The 14,424-nt window shown below is 58.8% G+C and carries 9 protein-coding genes; 3 read left to right on the plus strand and 6 right to left on the minus strand.

Annotated elements, in window-relative coordinates; genetic code table 11:
* Positions 1-51: 51 nt before the first annotated feature.
* The 4 genes from CKW15_RS23515 to CKW15_RS23530 form a co-directional block, all read right to left on the minus strand.
* Complete coding sequence (locus CKW15_RS23515; RefSeq protein ID WP_095056076.1) at positions 52-1,245, minus strand: acetyl-CoA C-acyltransferase; 1,194 nt, start codon at positions 1,243-1,245, stop codon at positions 52-54.
* A gap of 12 nt (positions 1,246-1,257) precedes the next feature.
* Positions 1,258-2,019 carry an SDR family NAD(P)-dependent oxidoreductase gene (locus CKW15_RS23520; RefSeq protein WP_095056075.1) on the minus strand — a complete coding sequence of 254 codons (762 nt, stop codon included), beginning with the start codon at positions 2,017-2,019 and terminating at the stop codon, positions 1,258-1,260.
* 16 nt (positions 2,020-2,035) lie between these two features.
* Positions 2,036-3,700: an AMP-binding protein gene (locus CKW15_RS23525; RefSeq protein ID WP_095152737.1), complete on the minus strand. Its 1,665-nt coding sequence runs from the start codon at positions 3,698-3,700 to the stop codon at positions 2,036-2,038.
* A 260-nt stretch (positions 3,701-3,960) separates the two neighbouring features.
* A complete protein-coding gene (locus CKW15_RS23530) occupies positions 3,961-4,212 on the minus strand; it encodes a hypothetical protein (RefSeq protein WP_007937833.1) in 252 nt (83 codons plus the stop codon).
* 164 nt (positions 4,213-4,376) lie between these two features.
* Here CKW15_RS23530 and CKW15_RS23535 point away from each other — a divergent pair, with 164 nt between their 5' ends.
* On the plus strand, positions 4,377-4,694 hold the full coding sequence (locus CKW15_RS23535; RefSeq protein WP_095056073.1) for a YqjD family protein: 318 nt from the start codon (positions 4,377-4,379) through the stop codon (positions 4,692-4,694).
* A 136-nt stretch (positions 4,695-4,830) separates the two neighbouring features.
* Here CKW15_RS23535 and CKW15_RS23545 read toward each other — a convergent pair whose 3' ends face one another.
* Positions 4,831-5,871, minus strand: a complete 1,041-nt coding sequence (locus CKW15_RS23545) for an Ldh family oxidoreductase (RefSeq protein ID WP_095056071.1) — start codon at positions 5,869-5,871, stop codon at positions 4,831-4,833.
* 195 nt (positions 5,872-6,066) lie between these two features.
* On the opposite strand from CKW15_RS23545, the gene CKW15_RS23550 reads away from it, so the two are divergent.
* Together CKW15_RS23550 and CKW15_RS23555 are read left to right on the plus strand one after the other, a co-directional pair.
* A complete protein-coding gene (locus CKW15_RS23550; RefSeq protein ID WP_095152738.1) occupies positions 6,067-10,899 on the plus strand; it encodes a dermonecrotic toxin domain-containing protein in 4,833 nt (1,610 codons plus the stop codon).
* A gap of 96 nt (positions 10,900-10,995) precedes the next feature.
* On the plus strand, positions 10,996-11,997 hold the full coding sequence (locus tag CKW15_RS23555) for a FecR family protein (protein WP_095056069.1): 1,002 nt from the start codon (positions 10,996-10,998) through the stop codon (positions 11,995-11,997).
* A 58-nt stretch (positions 11,998-12,055) separates the two neighbouring features.
* Here the strand turns inward: CKW15_RS23555 and CKW15_RS23560 are convergent, their stop codons facing one another.
* A complete protein-coding gene (locus CKW15_RS23560) occupies positions 12,056-14,401 on the minus strand; it encodes an acylase (protein WP_095152739.1) in 2,346 nt (781 codons plus the stop codon).
* Between the last annotated feature and the right edge of the window lie 23 nt (positions 14,402-14,424).

Consider the following 14,424-nt stretch of genomic DNA (forward strand, 5'->3'; position numbering starts at 1 on the left):
CACAGTGCTCTCGAGTTTCTCGCGAGCATGCTCGCTCCTACAGAAATCGTGTCAGTACAGGCATTCCACAGCCATGGCCGTGGCTTCACCGCCACCAATGCAAATCGCCGCAACACCACGCTTCAAGCCTTTCTGCCGCAGGGCCGAGAGCAAGGTCACGATAATCCGCGCACCGGACGTACCGATCGGATGGCCCAGGGCACAAGCACCGCCATGAACGTTGAGTTTTTCATGGGGGATTTCCAGCATGGTCATGGTCACCAGGCTCACCACCGCAAAGGCTTCGTTGACTTCGACCAGATCGACATCGTTCAGTGACCAACCGGTTTTCTTCATCAGCTTCTTGATCGCACCCACCGGCGCCACCGGAAACAGGCTCGGGGTGTCGGCAAACGCCGCGTGCCCATGAATCACTGCCAGCGGTTTGAGGCCGCGCTTTTGCGCTTCGGAACGACGCATCAGCACCAGAGCCGCCGCACCGTCGGAGATCGAACTGGAGTTGGCCGCCGTCACGGTTCCGCCGTCGCGGAACGCCGGTTTCAGCAAGGCGATCTTGTCGAGCTTGGCCTTCGGCGGCTGCTCGTCGTTGCTGATCGTCACCTGCTCTTTGCCGACCGTCACGGTCAGCGGCACGATCTCGTCCTTGAAGCTACCGTCCTTGATCGCCTGCTGTGCGCGGGTGGTCGAGGCAATGGCGAAGGCGTCCTGAGCCTCACGAGTGAAGCCATGGGTTTGCGCGCAATCTTCGGCGAAGGTGCCCATCAGGCGACCTTTGTCGTAAGCGTCTTCCAGACCGTCGAGGAACATCGAATCCAGCACCCGGCCGTGGCCCATGCGGTAACCGCTGCGAGCGCGGTCCAGCAGGTACGGCGCATTGGACATGCTTTCCATGCCACCGGCGATCACCACGTCGGCGCTGCCGGCGAGCAGCATGTCGTGAGCCAGGATGGCCGCTTCCATGCCGGAACCGCACATCTTGTTCAGGGTGGTGCAGCGGGTCGATTTATCCAGCCCGCCGCCCAGCGCTGCTTGACGCGCCGGGGCCTGGCCGAGGCCAGCAGGCAGCACACAGCCGAACAGCACTTCATCGACCGCATCGCTGGCGACGCCGGCGCGTTCCACTGCGGCCTTGATGGCCGCGGCACCGAGTTGCGGCGCGGTCAGGCTTTTCAGTTCGCCCTGAAAAGCACCCATCGGGGTACGCACGGCGCTGACGATGACAATTGGATCGTTGGATTGAGTCATGACAAATCCTCCTTACTTGGCCGCCATGCGCAAGGCACCGTCGAGACGGATCACCTCGCCGTTGAGCATGCTGTTTTCAATAATATGCTTGACCAGCCCGGCATACTCGCCCGGTTTGCCCAAACGCGGCGGGAATGGCACGCCAGCGGCCAGGGAATCGCGAACTTCCTGGGTCATGCCGGCCATCATCGGCGTTTCGAAAATGCCCGGTGCGATGGTCATCACGCGGATGCCGAAGCGCGCCAGTTCACGGGCGGCAGGCAAGGTCAGGCTGACAATCGCACCTTTGGACGCCGCGTAAGCTGCCTGACCGATCTGGCCGTCGTAAGCCGCCGCAGACGCGGTGTTGATGATCACACCGCGCTCGCCATCGGCGTCCGCTTCGGTTTCGGCAATTGCCGCCGCCGCCAGACGCAGCATGTTGAAACTGCCGATCAGGTTGACGTTGATCACTTGGCTGAAACTGGACAGCGCATGCGGGCCGTTCTTGCCGAGGATCTTCTCGCCACGCACGATACCGGCGCAGTTGACCAGACCGTTGAGACCACCGAAGGCTTTGACCGTGGCCTGCACCGCGGCTTCGGCAGCCGCTTCGTTGCTGATGTCAGCGACAACACTCTGCGCACCCAGGCGCTGGGCCTGCGCCGCGACCGCTTCGGCGTTCATGTCCACCAGCATCACCTTCGCGCCGGCTGCGACCAGCACTTCAGCGGTGGCTGCACCGAGGCCGGAAGCCCCGCCGGTGACGATAAAAACCTTGTTCTCGATCTGCATCACTGTTTCCTTGAATTCAAGCTGAAACGTTCTTCGCCGCGGCTTCTTTAGCCTTGGCGATTTCCTGATTACGCAAAATAAAGCGCTGCAATTTGCCACTTGGGGTTTTCGGCAATTCACTGACAAATTCGATTTCACGGGGGTACGAATGCGCCGCCAGACGTTTGCGCACGTGTTGGCGCAGTTCTTCGGCGAGCTCTGGTGCGGCGCGGTATTGCGGGCTGAGCACGACGAACGCCTTGACCAGTTCGGTGCGTTCCGGATCGGGCTTGCCGACAACGGCGGCTTCGACCACGGCCGGGTGCTCGATCAGCGCGCTCTCGACATCAAACGGCCCGACGCGATAGCCGGAGGTGGTGATCACGTCGTCGCTGCGGCCGACAAAGCTGATGCTACCGTCCGGGTTCCACTCGACGGTGTCGCCGCTCAAGTAATAGTCGCCAACAAAAGCCTTGGTCGGCGCGCCTTCGTAGCCGGCGAACCAGCACATCGGCGACTGGGTGCGGTCGATGGCCAGAATGCCCGGCTGGCCGACGCCCAGTTCCTGGTACTTGTCATCCAGCACCACAATCCGATGACCGGGCGAGGCGAAACCGGCGGCGCCCATGTGAATCGGATGCTCCAGGCCGTGGTGGTTGCACAGCACCATGCCCAGTTCGGTCTGGCCGTAGTGGTCGTGAATGACCACGCCGAGGTTGTCGGCGAACCAGCGAATCACTTCCGGGTTCAACGGTTCGCCCGCGCTGCTGACGATGCGCAGCTTGCCCTTGATCGATTTGGCGAACTCATCGCCACCGGCAATCAGCAAACGATAGGCCGTCGGCGAACCGGTGAGGTTGGTGATCCCGTATTTGTTGATCACCCGGCAAGTGCTTTCGAGGGTGAACGGGCCATCGTAAAAGGTGATCGGATGCCCCATGGCCATGGGCCCTGTGACACCAAAATAAATGCCGTAGGCCCAACCCGGATCGGCAACGTTCCAGAAGGCGTCTTCAGGGCGCAAATCGACGGCGTCGCGGGTGTAGGCCTCAAAGGCGACGATGGCTTTGAGTGGTACCGACAGCGCTTTCGACGGACCGGTGGTGCCCGAGGTGAACATCAGCAGGAACGGGTCTTCGCCAGTCAGCAGCACCGGTTCACAAGCAGCGGGGAAATTGGCCAGCTCGGCCCAGAAACTGAAATCACCGCGCACGATGCCCTGCCCTTTGGCGCCAGCGACGGTGACGATGGTCGGGCAATCGGCGACTTCGGCGAGTTTCGACCGGTTGACCGCGTCGGTGACCACCACTTTCGCGCCAGAGCTGCTCAGACGATGCTCAATGGCTTTGGGGCCAAACGCGGTAAACAGCGGTTGATACACCGCGCCGATGCGCCAGGTGGCGAACACGGTGACCAGCAGTTCGATATTACGTGGCAGGAGACCGGCAACCTTGTCGCCTTTTTTCACGCCTTGCGCGAGCAGGAAATTGGCGAATCGCGCAGCCTTTTCTTGCAGGTCGGTGAAGGTGTACGTCGCGCTGGTGCCGTCGCGGCCTTCCCAGAACAGGGCGATTCGACCCGGCAAGGCATGGCGATCGCAACATTCGACACAGGCGTTGAGAGCCGTCAGATCACCGGCAAGTGCGGCATCGACGGTGTGCTGATAATTGAACTGAGAAGTAGCAGACAAGTAATCGCGCATTGCCAGAATCCCTCTGTTTTCTTATTAGGTTGGGGAACCGTAATCAACAGGGAAATACTCGCTCTGCGCGGGGTGGCGGGCAATGGTCAAAGTTATCAAGTTGCCTGACTGGTTTGGCCAAAACCCGCAAGGCGTCAGGAAACGAAGCGCACGCCAGGTTTGGCGCGCTCGTCGACGCTCAGCTCAAACACGTCCGGACGCGCGTAATGCAGGCTGCGATCTTTAAAAAAAGATCAAAAGATCGCCGCCTGCGGCAGTGCCTACTTGGCCGCCATCAGCCGATTGACTTCACTGCGCACCATGTTGGCGAATTCCGGAGGCGACATGCCGTCCAGCTCGGACCGCACCCACTCGGCCCATTTGCCTTTGCGCTTGGCCCGCTCGCCAAACAACCGAGCGGCTTCGCCCTTGGCTTTGCCCAAATTGTTTTGCCACAGTTCGAACAGACGGGACTTCTCGTCTTCCAGCGCTGCACGCTCGGCAAGGGGTTTGTCGGCCAGATTGAAGCTCATGGGAATTTCCTGCTGCGTAAAATTGGCGACATCTTACACTGTAGGACGAAACGTCCTGCGCCGGTTTTCAGCAAAATTGCGTCCCCGAGGCTATCTGGCTGCAACTTTTCCAGCGGCGGCAGACTCCACTGTTCACTGTCCACTTACCTGCAAGGAGTACGTCAATGGCCCGGAAAACCAGCACGCCCGCCGCCGAAGAACAAATCAAGGATCTGGCCTTCAGTGAGCTTTCGGCACTGATCGAAGAGTCGGAAAAGCTGCTCAAGAGCAGTGCTTCACTGGTCGGTGAGGACGCGGAAACCCTGCGCGAGCAAATCGCCCTGAAGCTTCAGCAGGCCAGGGATTCGGTCACCCGCGTTCGCGACCGCACTTTGCCGGCGGTCGAAGCCACGGAAACCTACATTGGCGGGCATCCATGGCAAACCGTGGCCATTTCTGCCGGGTTTGGGCTGGTGGTTGGCTTATTGCTCGGCCGTCGCTAAGCCCATCATTTGCAGCACCGAAGCCCCTGCAGGAGCGAGCCTGCTCGCGATGGACCCAAGAACGCCGCGCTTACCCAGTAAGCACGCGTTTTCGTTGACGTCCATCGCGAGCAGGCTCGCTCCTGCAGTTCCAGATTCAGACCCCGGCCAATTCCCGCAGATTCGCCAATGTCTGCGCATCAAGCACAATGCCTCCCGCCCGGGATTTTGCGCGCTGATGATGACGCCGATCCCCCGGCAGCCGCTTCAGCCCCACACTGTGCATTTGTCGCACCAGCTCCTGGCTGCGCTCGGCAAAACTCTGCCCGGCCGCCTTGCGCGGGTCGATCACGATCAGCAACTGACCGGTCCACGGCGTTTTCGCGCCGGGGTGATTCTTCCAATCGAACTCGAAGGAGAAATTGCCCCCGGTCAGCGCTGCCGCCAACAACTCGACCATCATCGACAACGCCGAACCCTTATGCCCGCCGAACGGCAGTAACGCGCCGCCTTCAAGTATCGCTTTAGGGTCGGTGGTCGGTTGACCGAGGCTGTCAACGCCCATGCCCTCCGGCAAACGTTCGCCCTTGCGCGCAGCAATCTGTACATCGCCATGGGCGATGGCGCTGGTGGCCAGGTCGAAGACAATCGGCGCACCGTCAGCACGTGGCGCGGCGAAGGCGATCGGGTTGGTGCCGAACAACGGGCGGTCGGCACCGTGGGGCACCACGCAGGTCATGCTGTTGACCACGCTCAAGGCCACCAGGCCTTCATCCGCGAAGGGCTCGACGTCCGGCCACAGCGCGGCGAAATGGTGCGAATTACGAATCGCCAGCACTGCAATCCCGGCGCTGCGGGCCTTTTCAATCAGTAACGGACGCGCGGCCGCCAACGCCGGTTGCGCGAAACCGTTACCGGCATCGACCCGGACAAAACCCGACGCCACGTCCTCGACCACCGGAACCGCCTGGCCATTGACCCAGCCGCTTTGCAGCGTCGACACATATCCCGGAATCCGGAACACGCCATGGCTGTGAGCACCGTCGCGCTCGGCGCCTGCACAGTTCAATGCCAGGGTTTTTGCGACCTCGACAGACGTGCCATGGCGGACAAATATTTGTTGGAGCAGCAGAACGAGTGAGTCGAAATCGAGATGTGTTTCGGCCGAACTGACTGCCGTTTCAGGCGATGCGGTCATCAGAAGCTCCAGTGTTTTTTATTGTTAAGCACGTTGACTCGCCGATTAATCGCTTTCTTGTGGGCTCGCTGTCAAGTCTTCAGAACATCTTCGGATGAGCAATATGTACCGCACTCGAACAATGCCCTGCCCCTACTGTTTTCCTCATTCAGCAAGCTGCGGTTGATCGACGCTTGCATTCACGGAGGAAACACCATGACTGATCCATCAAAGCCTTATTTTTTTGACGAGGCCACCAATGCTTCGAGGCAAAAGCAACCCGGTGAGCGGGAAAAAGAACGGGGTTTGAACAAAGATGACCTGAACTGGTTGCAGGCGGTTTATCTGCCAACGCATGCAACCCGCACCGCCAATGTAAAACCCATGGCCGTTCACCAGTTGCGGTTGGACTTGCCTGGTGGGACTGCCACCCCGCTCGCCGGTGCCTTCGCGATGAGCCAGTCCGCCGGGGGTGATGTTGTGCTTTACACACCATGGAAAGGCCTGAGCAAATTCGCCGACATGGGCGACCTCAAGACCCATCTGAAAACCTGGCTATCGGAGGAAACCGGAAAACGTGAATTGCTGCGTTTCCTGTCTGTTCAACAACGACACGCCGTGCTTGCAGGCAATACGCCGGACATTTCCACCGAAATCATTGAAGGAGCCGTCTTCGAACACCAGCAAACCGCGCTCAACCTCAATCAGGCACAAAACGTCAACGCAATGCTGGACGAACTGCGCAAGACGCCCACCCTGCAATCGATGCTGGACGAGGCGCTCAAGATCGCACTTTTCCAACCGTTCCCCCTGCTGGACCAGCGCCATACTCGCCTGACCTGTTCACGTCCATCCACCCACACCGAAGATACCGACGAGAAACCAACGGTCACCACTTTTTCGCTGAGCGAAGCCTTGTTGCAGCGATATTTGAATACCCCTTGGCCGACAGACGAAACCAGGGTCTTTTCCAATCCCTCGCATGGCGTCAGTAGCGAGGCGGACCAACAGGTTTGGGAAAGCACGCTCATCGACATTGCGGGGGGGGTGCGATTCTGGCTGCAAAACCTGCTCGAACTATTCTGGCAATCCGAAATAAGCAGCGACTTGTCACGCGAAGCGTTTTTTGCCGAGTGCCTGCGTGACGCCTATCACCTCGACCTCCTGCTCAAACGTCAGGAAGGGACGTTGACTTCAGACGAATATTTGCGGCTGATGAACGTCAGTCTGCCACCTGACGCGATCAAGCCGCTGCGCATCGAAAAAGCGCGGGTCTCTGCGCCGTTCAGGCACTCAGTTGAACTGGCTTCCACGCTGATGATCGGCGATAGCGGCACCCCCGGATTCCTTTACACCCAATCCAGGGGTATTGAAGCGACAACCGACTTGGCCGCCCTGCAGAACGTTGTGCTGCAGATGCTGAAGAGTGAAGGCCACGAAGACAACTTGTTCAATTTCATGTCACTGGAAGAGCGCGGCACTTTTCTCTCGCTGGAATCAGATAAGCGCACCGTTACCGGTGTAACGGTCCCCCAACCGATATTCGCGCACGTGATGGCTGACATCCTCAGCAAGCAACGGGACAACCTTCACTACGCCTTGGTGTGCTTTTATCGGAGCAAGGGCCAACATGACCTCCATGCCTTGATGGGAAAGGCACTGGACGTACGCGGCTACATCGATGATCGATTGCTGGCAGTCGACGGTGACGACCGCTGGAAGATTCAGCCGCTTCATCGTTGGGCCGCGCAACCCGCCACGGTGCGTGCAGAGTCTGCGAAAAAACACCTGGAATTGCTTACCACCGTCGACCAGGCCTTGGCGTTAAAGCTGAAAAACCACCCAGCCATTTCCACCGACACCCGCACCGTCGCCCACGCGCAAGGGCTCGTCGACGCGTCGATAAAAAGCCTGCAAGCGGACTTCACCCACCTGTATGCACTGGGACTGAAAAGCGAGCTTGACCTACGAACGGCCGACCGCACATTGGGCGCGACGGAACAAGCCATCGTCAAAGCGGTACTGGATAATCCGGTTCGGTTGCAGCGAGCGGCACTGAACAATGTGATACCCGATGTGTTTTCCCTGGCACTCAAGCCGGGCGGCTCTGAAAACCTGTTGAAACTGGCCAGTTGTTTTGTGTTGACCGAACGAGGCGGCAAGGACCCGGCTAAATCAGGTAAAGCGATTTTGTGGACCCCCGCCCTGGGGTTTGAAGCATTCGCGTCATTGGCGCCTTTGCTGGCATCGCTTGAACAACGCCTGCTGGAGCAAGACCAGCGCATCGCTTTGCTGGAGAACCTGGCGCGTAGTGAACGGGTACTTGGGCGTGCTTATACGCTGGCGCCACTGCAACAGGTGACGGAAAACTTTCTGGATCATGTGCAAAAACCCTTTGTTCAACTCGACCAGACGAGCGTCACGGATGCGCTCGCCACCACGGCGACCGCAGCGCCCCAGGCCGGCCTGCTGAAGCTGTTGGCACTGCGACAACCACAGACCGGGTTGCACCGCGCCACGCAAATCGCCAAGGCCCTGAGCACTCGACAAAATTTTCCGACATGGCTCGCCAAAGCGTCCATTGAAGATCAGGTGCTGCATGCTGAGTTGCTTCAACAATACCTCAACCACGTCAAGGATGATCAGGACTGCCTGAGCGCCATCCGCCCACTCGCCCGCACGGCGCATCATGAGCTTCAGAAACAGCTTACGACCGACACGTTCAATCTTGATCCGGACAAGATCGAGGTAAAAATCACGACGCCCCAACCGTCGATACAAACCCTCACGGAGTTCGCACTGAGTCATTTCGACGATCTGGATGCGGCCCGCTTCACCGTCAAATCACTCGACAGCTCCCCTATCCCCAAAGGTATGGACACCACCTATATCAAGAGTCTCATTCGTAACCTGAGCCTTGGACAGCGCCATCAGGCCGTACTGAACGACGCTCTTGCGGCGACCCACACCGACGCCGCTGAACGCCGGCATCGATTTGCCTCGCAGTTGCCCTGGCAAATGATGCATTACGCCCACACGGAAAAACTTCGTGAGCGCTTGAGCGCAAGCGGTTTCGACCTGGTCAAGCAAATCATGGACATGCCAGATGCCACCGCACGGGCGGCGGTCAGCGAGGCGAAGGCGATTATCCGGCCACTCGAGCTGGGCGGCATCAAGAAAGACCAGGTCATCCAGGTGCCAGGTGTTTATCTGATCGGAACCCAGGGCAACGACGCTGGCGCACAAGTCCTCGTCGCCCCTTACAGTCCCCGGCATGGCATCAAGGAGTTCGCGGATGAGTCTTCCCTGATGACCGAACTGAAGACGCCCGGCCTGCTGCGCAACTGGTGCATCAACCGATTGCCGACGCTGGAAAAGACACTCTGCAAAGCGCATCTATCCCTCAGCAGCGGGACGCACGGTGCAATCACGCTGGCCTCCAACCCCGTCAAGGGCAACGCGATCGTGCAGCTGTTCAAAGACAATGCGGCGTTGCTCGCGCAACTACTTGGTTGTCAGTCGGACAGCGATTCCCGGGGTGAGTGGGCTACCGCCAAACGCGTGTTGAGCGAAGATGTGCATGAAGCTTTTTCGTTTTGCATGGGCAAACTCATGTACCCGATTACGGTGTGGCGAAGCTTTCGTGAAATCAAACAGTCGGCTGAAGACTTGCAACTGCATCACTGGTCAGCCGCAGTCACCGAACTGATCGGCGGACTGGCGCAGCTCGCCTCGTTGCGTGGATCGATGAAGTCGCCGCAAATACCCTCTCCCACCGTGAACACACCGACAATCGAAACAACCGACGCGCCATTCAAATGGAAAGACATTGACGTCACCGCTCCCGAGCGAACCCGGTTGCAGGGACTAGAGGCAAGTGACATTGACCTGAGTTCATTAACGCTGGACTCGAAACTTGGGCTCTACACCCATCCGACGTCCAAAAAAACCTATGGCCCGGTTGAAGGTAAAGTATTCCCGGTCGAAAAAAAAGGAACCCGATGGCGCATCGGCGCTGGACAGAAACAGGGCCCTTATCTGCGCCAGCAGGTTACGAAACAGTGGATCATCGACTCGGTACCGTTACCATTACCGGAACTGCCCATTGCCCCTACCCAGGGCATGTTGAAACGAATCGAAACAGCCATATCGGTGTGGGCCGGCATGAATGTCGACGCCCACGGCATGGTACAGATTCGTGAACGGTTTCCGGTCAAGGCACGCATAATTCAAGAAAGTCTGGATCATGCAACTGCCTATGTCTGGAACGCCTTCCGCAACCTGGAAGTACTGAAAAACACAGATGATGCGATCACGCCTGTTCATCAAATCATCATGGACTTTGCAGGTTTGCCGGCGGTGCAGCCGGCGCACGTGACCATGATTGAAAATGTAATTGGCAAGATTTTTACGGCACTTCTGGATCCGACACTCAGATCACCCAATACCAAACGCTTTGCGGTAGGACGGCTCCTCGAAGACGCAGAGGGTACCTTCGGCTTCATCGTGCCCACGGACCCGATACGAAAAATCTACCTGGCAGAAAAGTTCTTCTTGCCTGGCTTGGACCACTACCGAAACTACATAACCGAACCAGCCTTTCCGATCCGTGCTCATGCCCGTGCCGCGACTTTGATTCATGAGTTGTCCCACATCGTTTGCAATACCGAGGACATTGCTTATCTCGATTCCAGCAGGCCTTTTCATGAGCTGATCGAAACAACGAGCGAGATGGCCCGCAAGCTTAAGCTGGAGTTAACCGATCTACAGGGCAAGGGATTGTCGATCAGAACGCCACTGCCTGCGTTGTTCACTGAGTACAACCGCGACCTCGGAGTATGGGAAGACTTTGGGCAAACCAGCTATATGGAAACCGATCGACCTTGTAATCAGGTATTGAGGTTGACTGGCCAATTAACCTTGGCCGAGGCCCGTACCGCTTTCAGGAGAGATCCTTTAATCAGATTGGCTGTGCAACTGGGGAATGCCGATAGCGTCACCTTGTTGATCACGCAATTAGGACGGCAACTGCATGTCCGCACCCCTTGATGCTTAAAATAGTTGCAAGTTTGATGGGTAATTGCCATGACGGTTGTTCTCGCCGACTGCCTCCGAGGTTAGAATGCGGGAAATCAGGATGGGCCAATGACCGAACACACGCTCTCGGAAGCCGAATACGACGCCATCACCGATGCCGCTGCGCATTGGTGCATGCGTTTACACGCCAATGACTGCACCGGGCAAGAACGCCTGGCGTTCGAGCAATGGCGTGATGCGCACCCGCTGCATGCGTTCGAGTACGAAGCCATGCTGGAAATCTGGGAGGTCGCAGGCGATCTGCCTTCTCCCGCTCCCGTCGTGCCGATCGTGCGCGCCAAACCGAAAACGCCATGGCGTACCTTCGGCATGGCGGCGGCGGTATGTGCCCTGGCATTGCCACTGGCGGCTTACAGCGGCTGGCATCTGGGTTGGGTACCGAATTCGTACCAGCATTTCGAAGCGAGCGGCAACGTCCGTCACGTCACCCTGAACGACGGCAGTCAGGTCGAGCTGAACCTGGGTAGCGAACTGACGTACAGCAACTACAAGGATCACCGGCAGATCACGCTGAAGAAAGGCGAAGCGTTCTTCAGCGTCAGCCATGACACCCTCCACCCGTTTGTGGTCAAGGCTGCCGAAGGCCGCATCCGGGTGACGGGCACCCAATTCAACGTCTGGATGTATGAAGACAAGGTCAAGGTCAACCTGATCGAGGGTTCAGTGCTGGTCACCAGCAACGACGACCTGCCCGGCGACGGTCTGCGCCTTGGGCCTTCGATGCAGGCGAATTATGGTCCGGGCGACTTCATTCCCCGCATCAGCCAAACCTATGACAACGACACATCACTGGCCTGGCGCCAGGGCAAACTGGTGCTCGATGACATGGCGTTGAGCGATGCGCTGCCCTTGATCAATCGCTATCTGGACCAGCCATTGGTCGTTGCCGACCACAACACTGGCTCGATCCATATTGGCGGCATCTACAACATCAAAGACATCAATGGCCTGGTGAAATCCCTGCCACGGGTTTTGCCGGTCTACCTGACGCGTAACCAGAGCGGCAATCTGGTGGTCAATTCGATTCCGCAAAAGCCTTCAAAAAGCTGAAAAGGCCGCATCCCTTTCGGGAGGCGGCCTTCTTTACGCCCTTCAAACGCTCACGCCATTACTGAGCCGCCACTTTGGCAGCCTTGTCTTCAGCCTGCCGGATGGACTGCACCTGATACTGCGGATCGGACGTGATCTGCTGTTCGGTGAACGGCAAAACACTCAACTGTTTCTGCGAAAAGGCCAACGTCTGGTCCCGGGCGTACTTCGATGCCGGATCACTGGACAACGAAAAGGCAAGAAGCCCTTTGGCTTGCGGTCCGTTGTCATCGAAGGTCACCACTTGCAGATAGCTTGTGCCGCTGACCACTTCACGCTTGCCATCGGTTCGCGGCACGCTTTGAATGGCGTTGTAGACACCCAGCGTTCCCGGCCCACCATGAATCGGCGTCTGCTGTCCGCCGCTGCTGACCACCTGAATATCGCCCCAGCGGCTGTTTGGCGTGAGCCCCGACTCACTCACTTGCTGTGCCGAAGCCAGCATCGCCGAACGTAACGCCGCCGCCACCTCAGGCCGCTCGACCGCAAGGCCACGGGGGGTGTGTTGCGGGGCTTTCGGATCGAACGCCACACGCCAGACATCCGGGGATTGTTCAAGCGCTTCCATTAGATTCTGGAAGTGCACAAAACCCAGGCCGCTATTCAGGTTCGCATGGCGATCCCAGGTCTTGAGGCTGGTGCACAACGGCCCAAGGTCTTTTGCATCAGCACCGAGAGCGGTCGCACAGAACTGCAAGACGTCCGGCATGACCTGTTCGGCCTGATAGACCTGATCCTCCATCACCATGCGCTGCAGGTCCACGGCACCAATCTTGCCGGACTTGGTCAGCGTACCCAGGCGCTCCAGCGCAAAACGCGAACGCATCCCCAGTGGCTGGCTGTCCTGACTGATCAACGGCGAATAACCCGTCAGCGGCTGCGCCGGGTTGGCCATCCACGCCGAGTCGTTGGAATGCTGGACAAAGTCCTTGCGCAGCAATTGCGGCAACTGGCTGGACGCATAAATCCCTTGTTGCGCCGCCTGCGGATCGATGTCCCAGGCGCAGGCGCTGCTGGAACCGTCCAGAATGATCATCTGCAAGCCGATACGCGGATCGCTGCATTTTGCGAGTTTGTCAGCGCCCACGTTCGGCACCACCGACAGGTTCATGTACAGCGTCTGGCCCTGATCGTCCGCCGCCAGAGTGTTGACCCACGGGATGCCTTGAATGGTGTGCACCGAGGCCTGGAAATCCTTGAGCGTTTCGGCACGATTCATCGCGTACCACTGCTGCAGCACACGGTCGTTTTCCAGGTTGGCATCGCGCAGACTGAAGGCGTACTGATTGTCCCAGTCAAGCTTGCCGGGCCATTGCACGATCGGGCCGAACTTCGAGCTGTAGACGTCATGGGCAATCGCCTTGATCTGCCCGTCCGCCTGTTTGACGTTAACGCTCACGGTCTGCTTGTCCAGCGGCAAGGACTCACCATCCAACAGGTAACGCGTCGAATCCTTGGGGTCCAGTTGCAGGCGATAGAGGGTGAAATGCTTGGACGAGTCCACTGTATGGGTCCAGGCCAGGCGGCGATTGAAACCGATGTTGATCACCGGCAGACCGGGTAAGGCAGCGCCCATCACGTCCAGTTTGCCGGGGATGGTCAGGTGCATCTGATAGAAGCGCATCCCGCCGACCCACGGAAAATGCGGATTGGCCAACAGCATGCCGCGCCCGTTGAAGGAACTGTCGCTGCCGACCGCCACGGCATTGCTGCCCCGGTCCAGCGCGAAACGCTGCATACGTGCGGTCGCGACCTGGAAAGCGGCGTGATCGTTTGATGCCTGGGTAACCGACTTGGGTGGCGTAGCACCGGCCAGGGCTTCGGCGAACTGCCCGACACCGCCCTCGACCAGCAGACGGCGCGTCAACTTGACCAGATCCATCGCCGTGATATCCCGCACCCAGTCGCCCTGGCATTGCACCGGCAACGTCTGGGCGCGACGCTCGGCCAGGGCACGGTTGTAACCCGCCACGTAACCTTCGATCAGTTCGCGCACCTCAGGCGTTTGTGCCTGCCAGAATCCCGCGACAGCCTGCGGCGTGTTCAGCCAGGTGAAGAACAGATCGCTGGTCAGGTTTTCACGTTCTTCGACGGTGAACTGATCCGGCCCGAAGAACCGTGAGCGCTCGCCATTGACCGTGGTGATTTCGTTGGCCAGCAGGCACAGGTTGTCCTGGGCGTAGGCATAACCGATGCCGTAGCCGAGCCCGCGTTCGTTGTTGGCACGAATGTGCGGCACGCCGAAACCGGTCCTGCGGATATCGGCCGTTACCTCCTCGGGCTGGTGGCGCGCGCTTGCTGCAAGGCTCAACCCCAGAAACACACCCGCCAGGCTCAACCTGGTTAACTGGCTGGAAATAATCACGCTCGCTCCTGATCGAAAAAAAC

Origin of the sequence: Pseudomonas sp. Irchel s3b5 (assembly GCF_900187435.1) — a bacterium.
Classification (GTDB): Bacteria; Pseudomonadota; Gammaproteobacteria; order Pseudomonadales; family Pseudomonadaceae; genus Aquipseudomonas.

Coding starts and splice junctions, on each gene's coding strand:
- CKW15_RS23525 (WP_095152737.1), bottom strand. CDS start 3,700: ATGCGCGATTACTTGTCTGCTACTTCTCAGTTCAATTATCAGCACACC.
- CKW15_RS23520 (WP_095056075.1), bottom strand. CDS start 2,019: ATGCAGATCGAGAACAAGGTTTTTATCGTCACCGGCGGGGCTTCCGGC.
- CKW15_RS23535 (WP_095056073.1), top strand. CDS start 4,377: ATGGCCCGGAAAACCAGCACGCCCGCCGCCGAAGAACAAATCAAGGAT.
- CKW15_RS23515 (WP_095056076.1), bottom strand. CDS start 1,245: ATGACTCAATCCAACGATCCAATTGTCATCGTCAGCGCCGTGCGTACC.
- CKW15_RS23530 (WP_007937833.1), bottom strand. CDS start 4,212: ATGAGCTTCAATCTGGCCGACAAACCCCTTGCCGAGCGTGCAGCGCTG.
- CKW15_RS23550 (WP_095152738.1), top strand. CDS start 6,067: ATGACTGATCCATCAAAGCCTTATTTTTTTGACGAGGCCACCAATGCT.
- CKW15_RS23555 (WP_095056069.1), top strand. CDS start 10,996: ATGACCGAACACACGCTCTCGGAAGCCGAATACGACGCCATCACCGAT.
- CKW15_RS23545 (WP_095056071.1), bottom strand. CDS start 5,871: ATGACCGCATCGCCTGAAACGGCAGTCAGTTCGGCCGAAACACATCTC.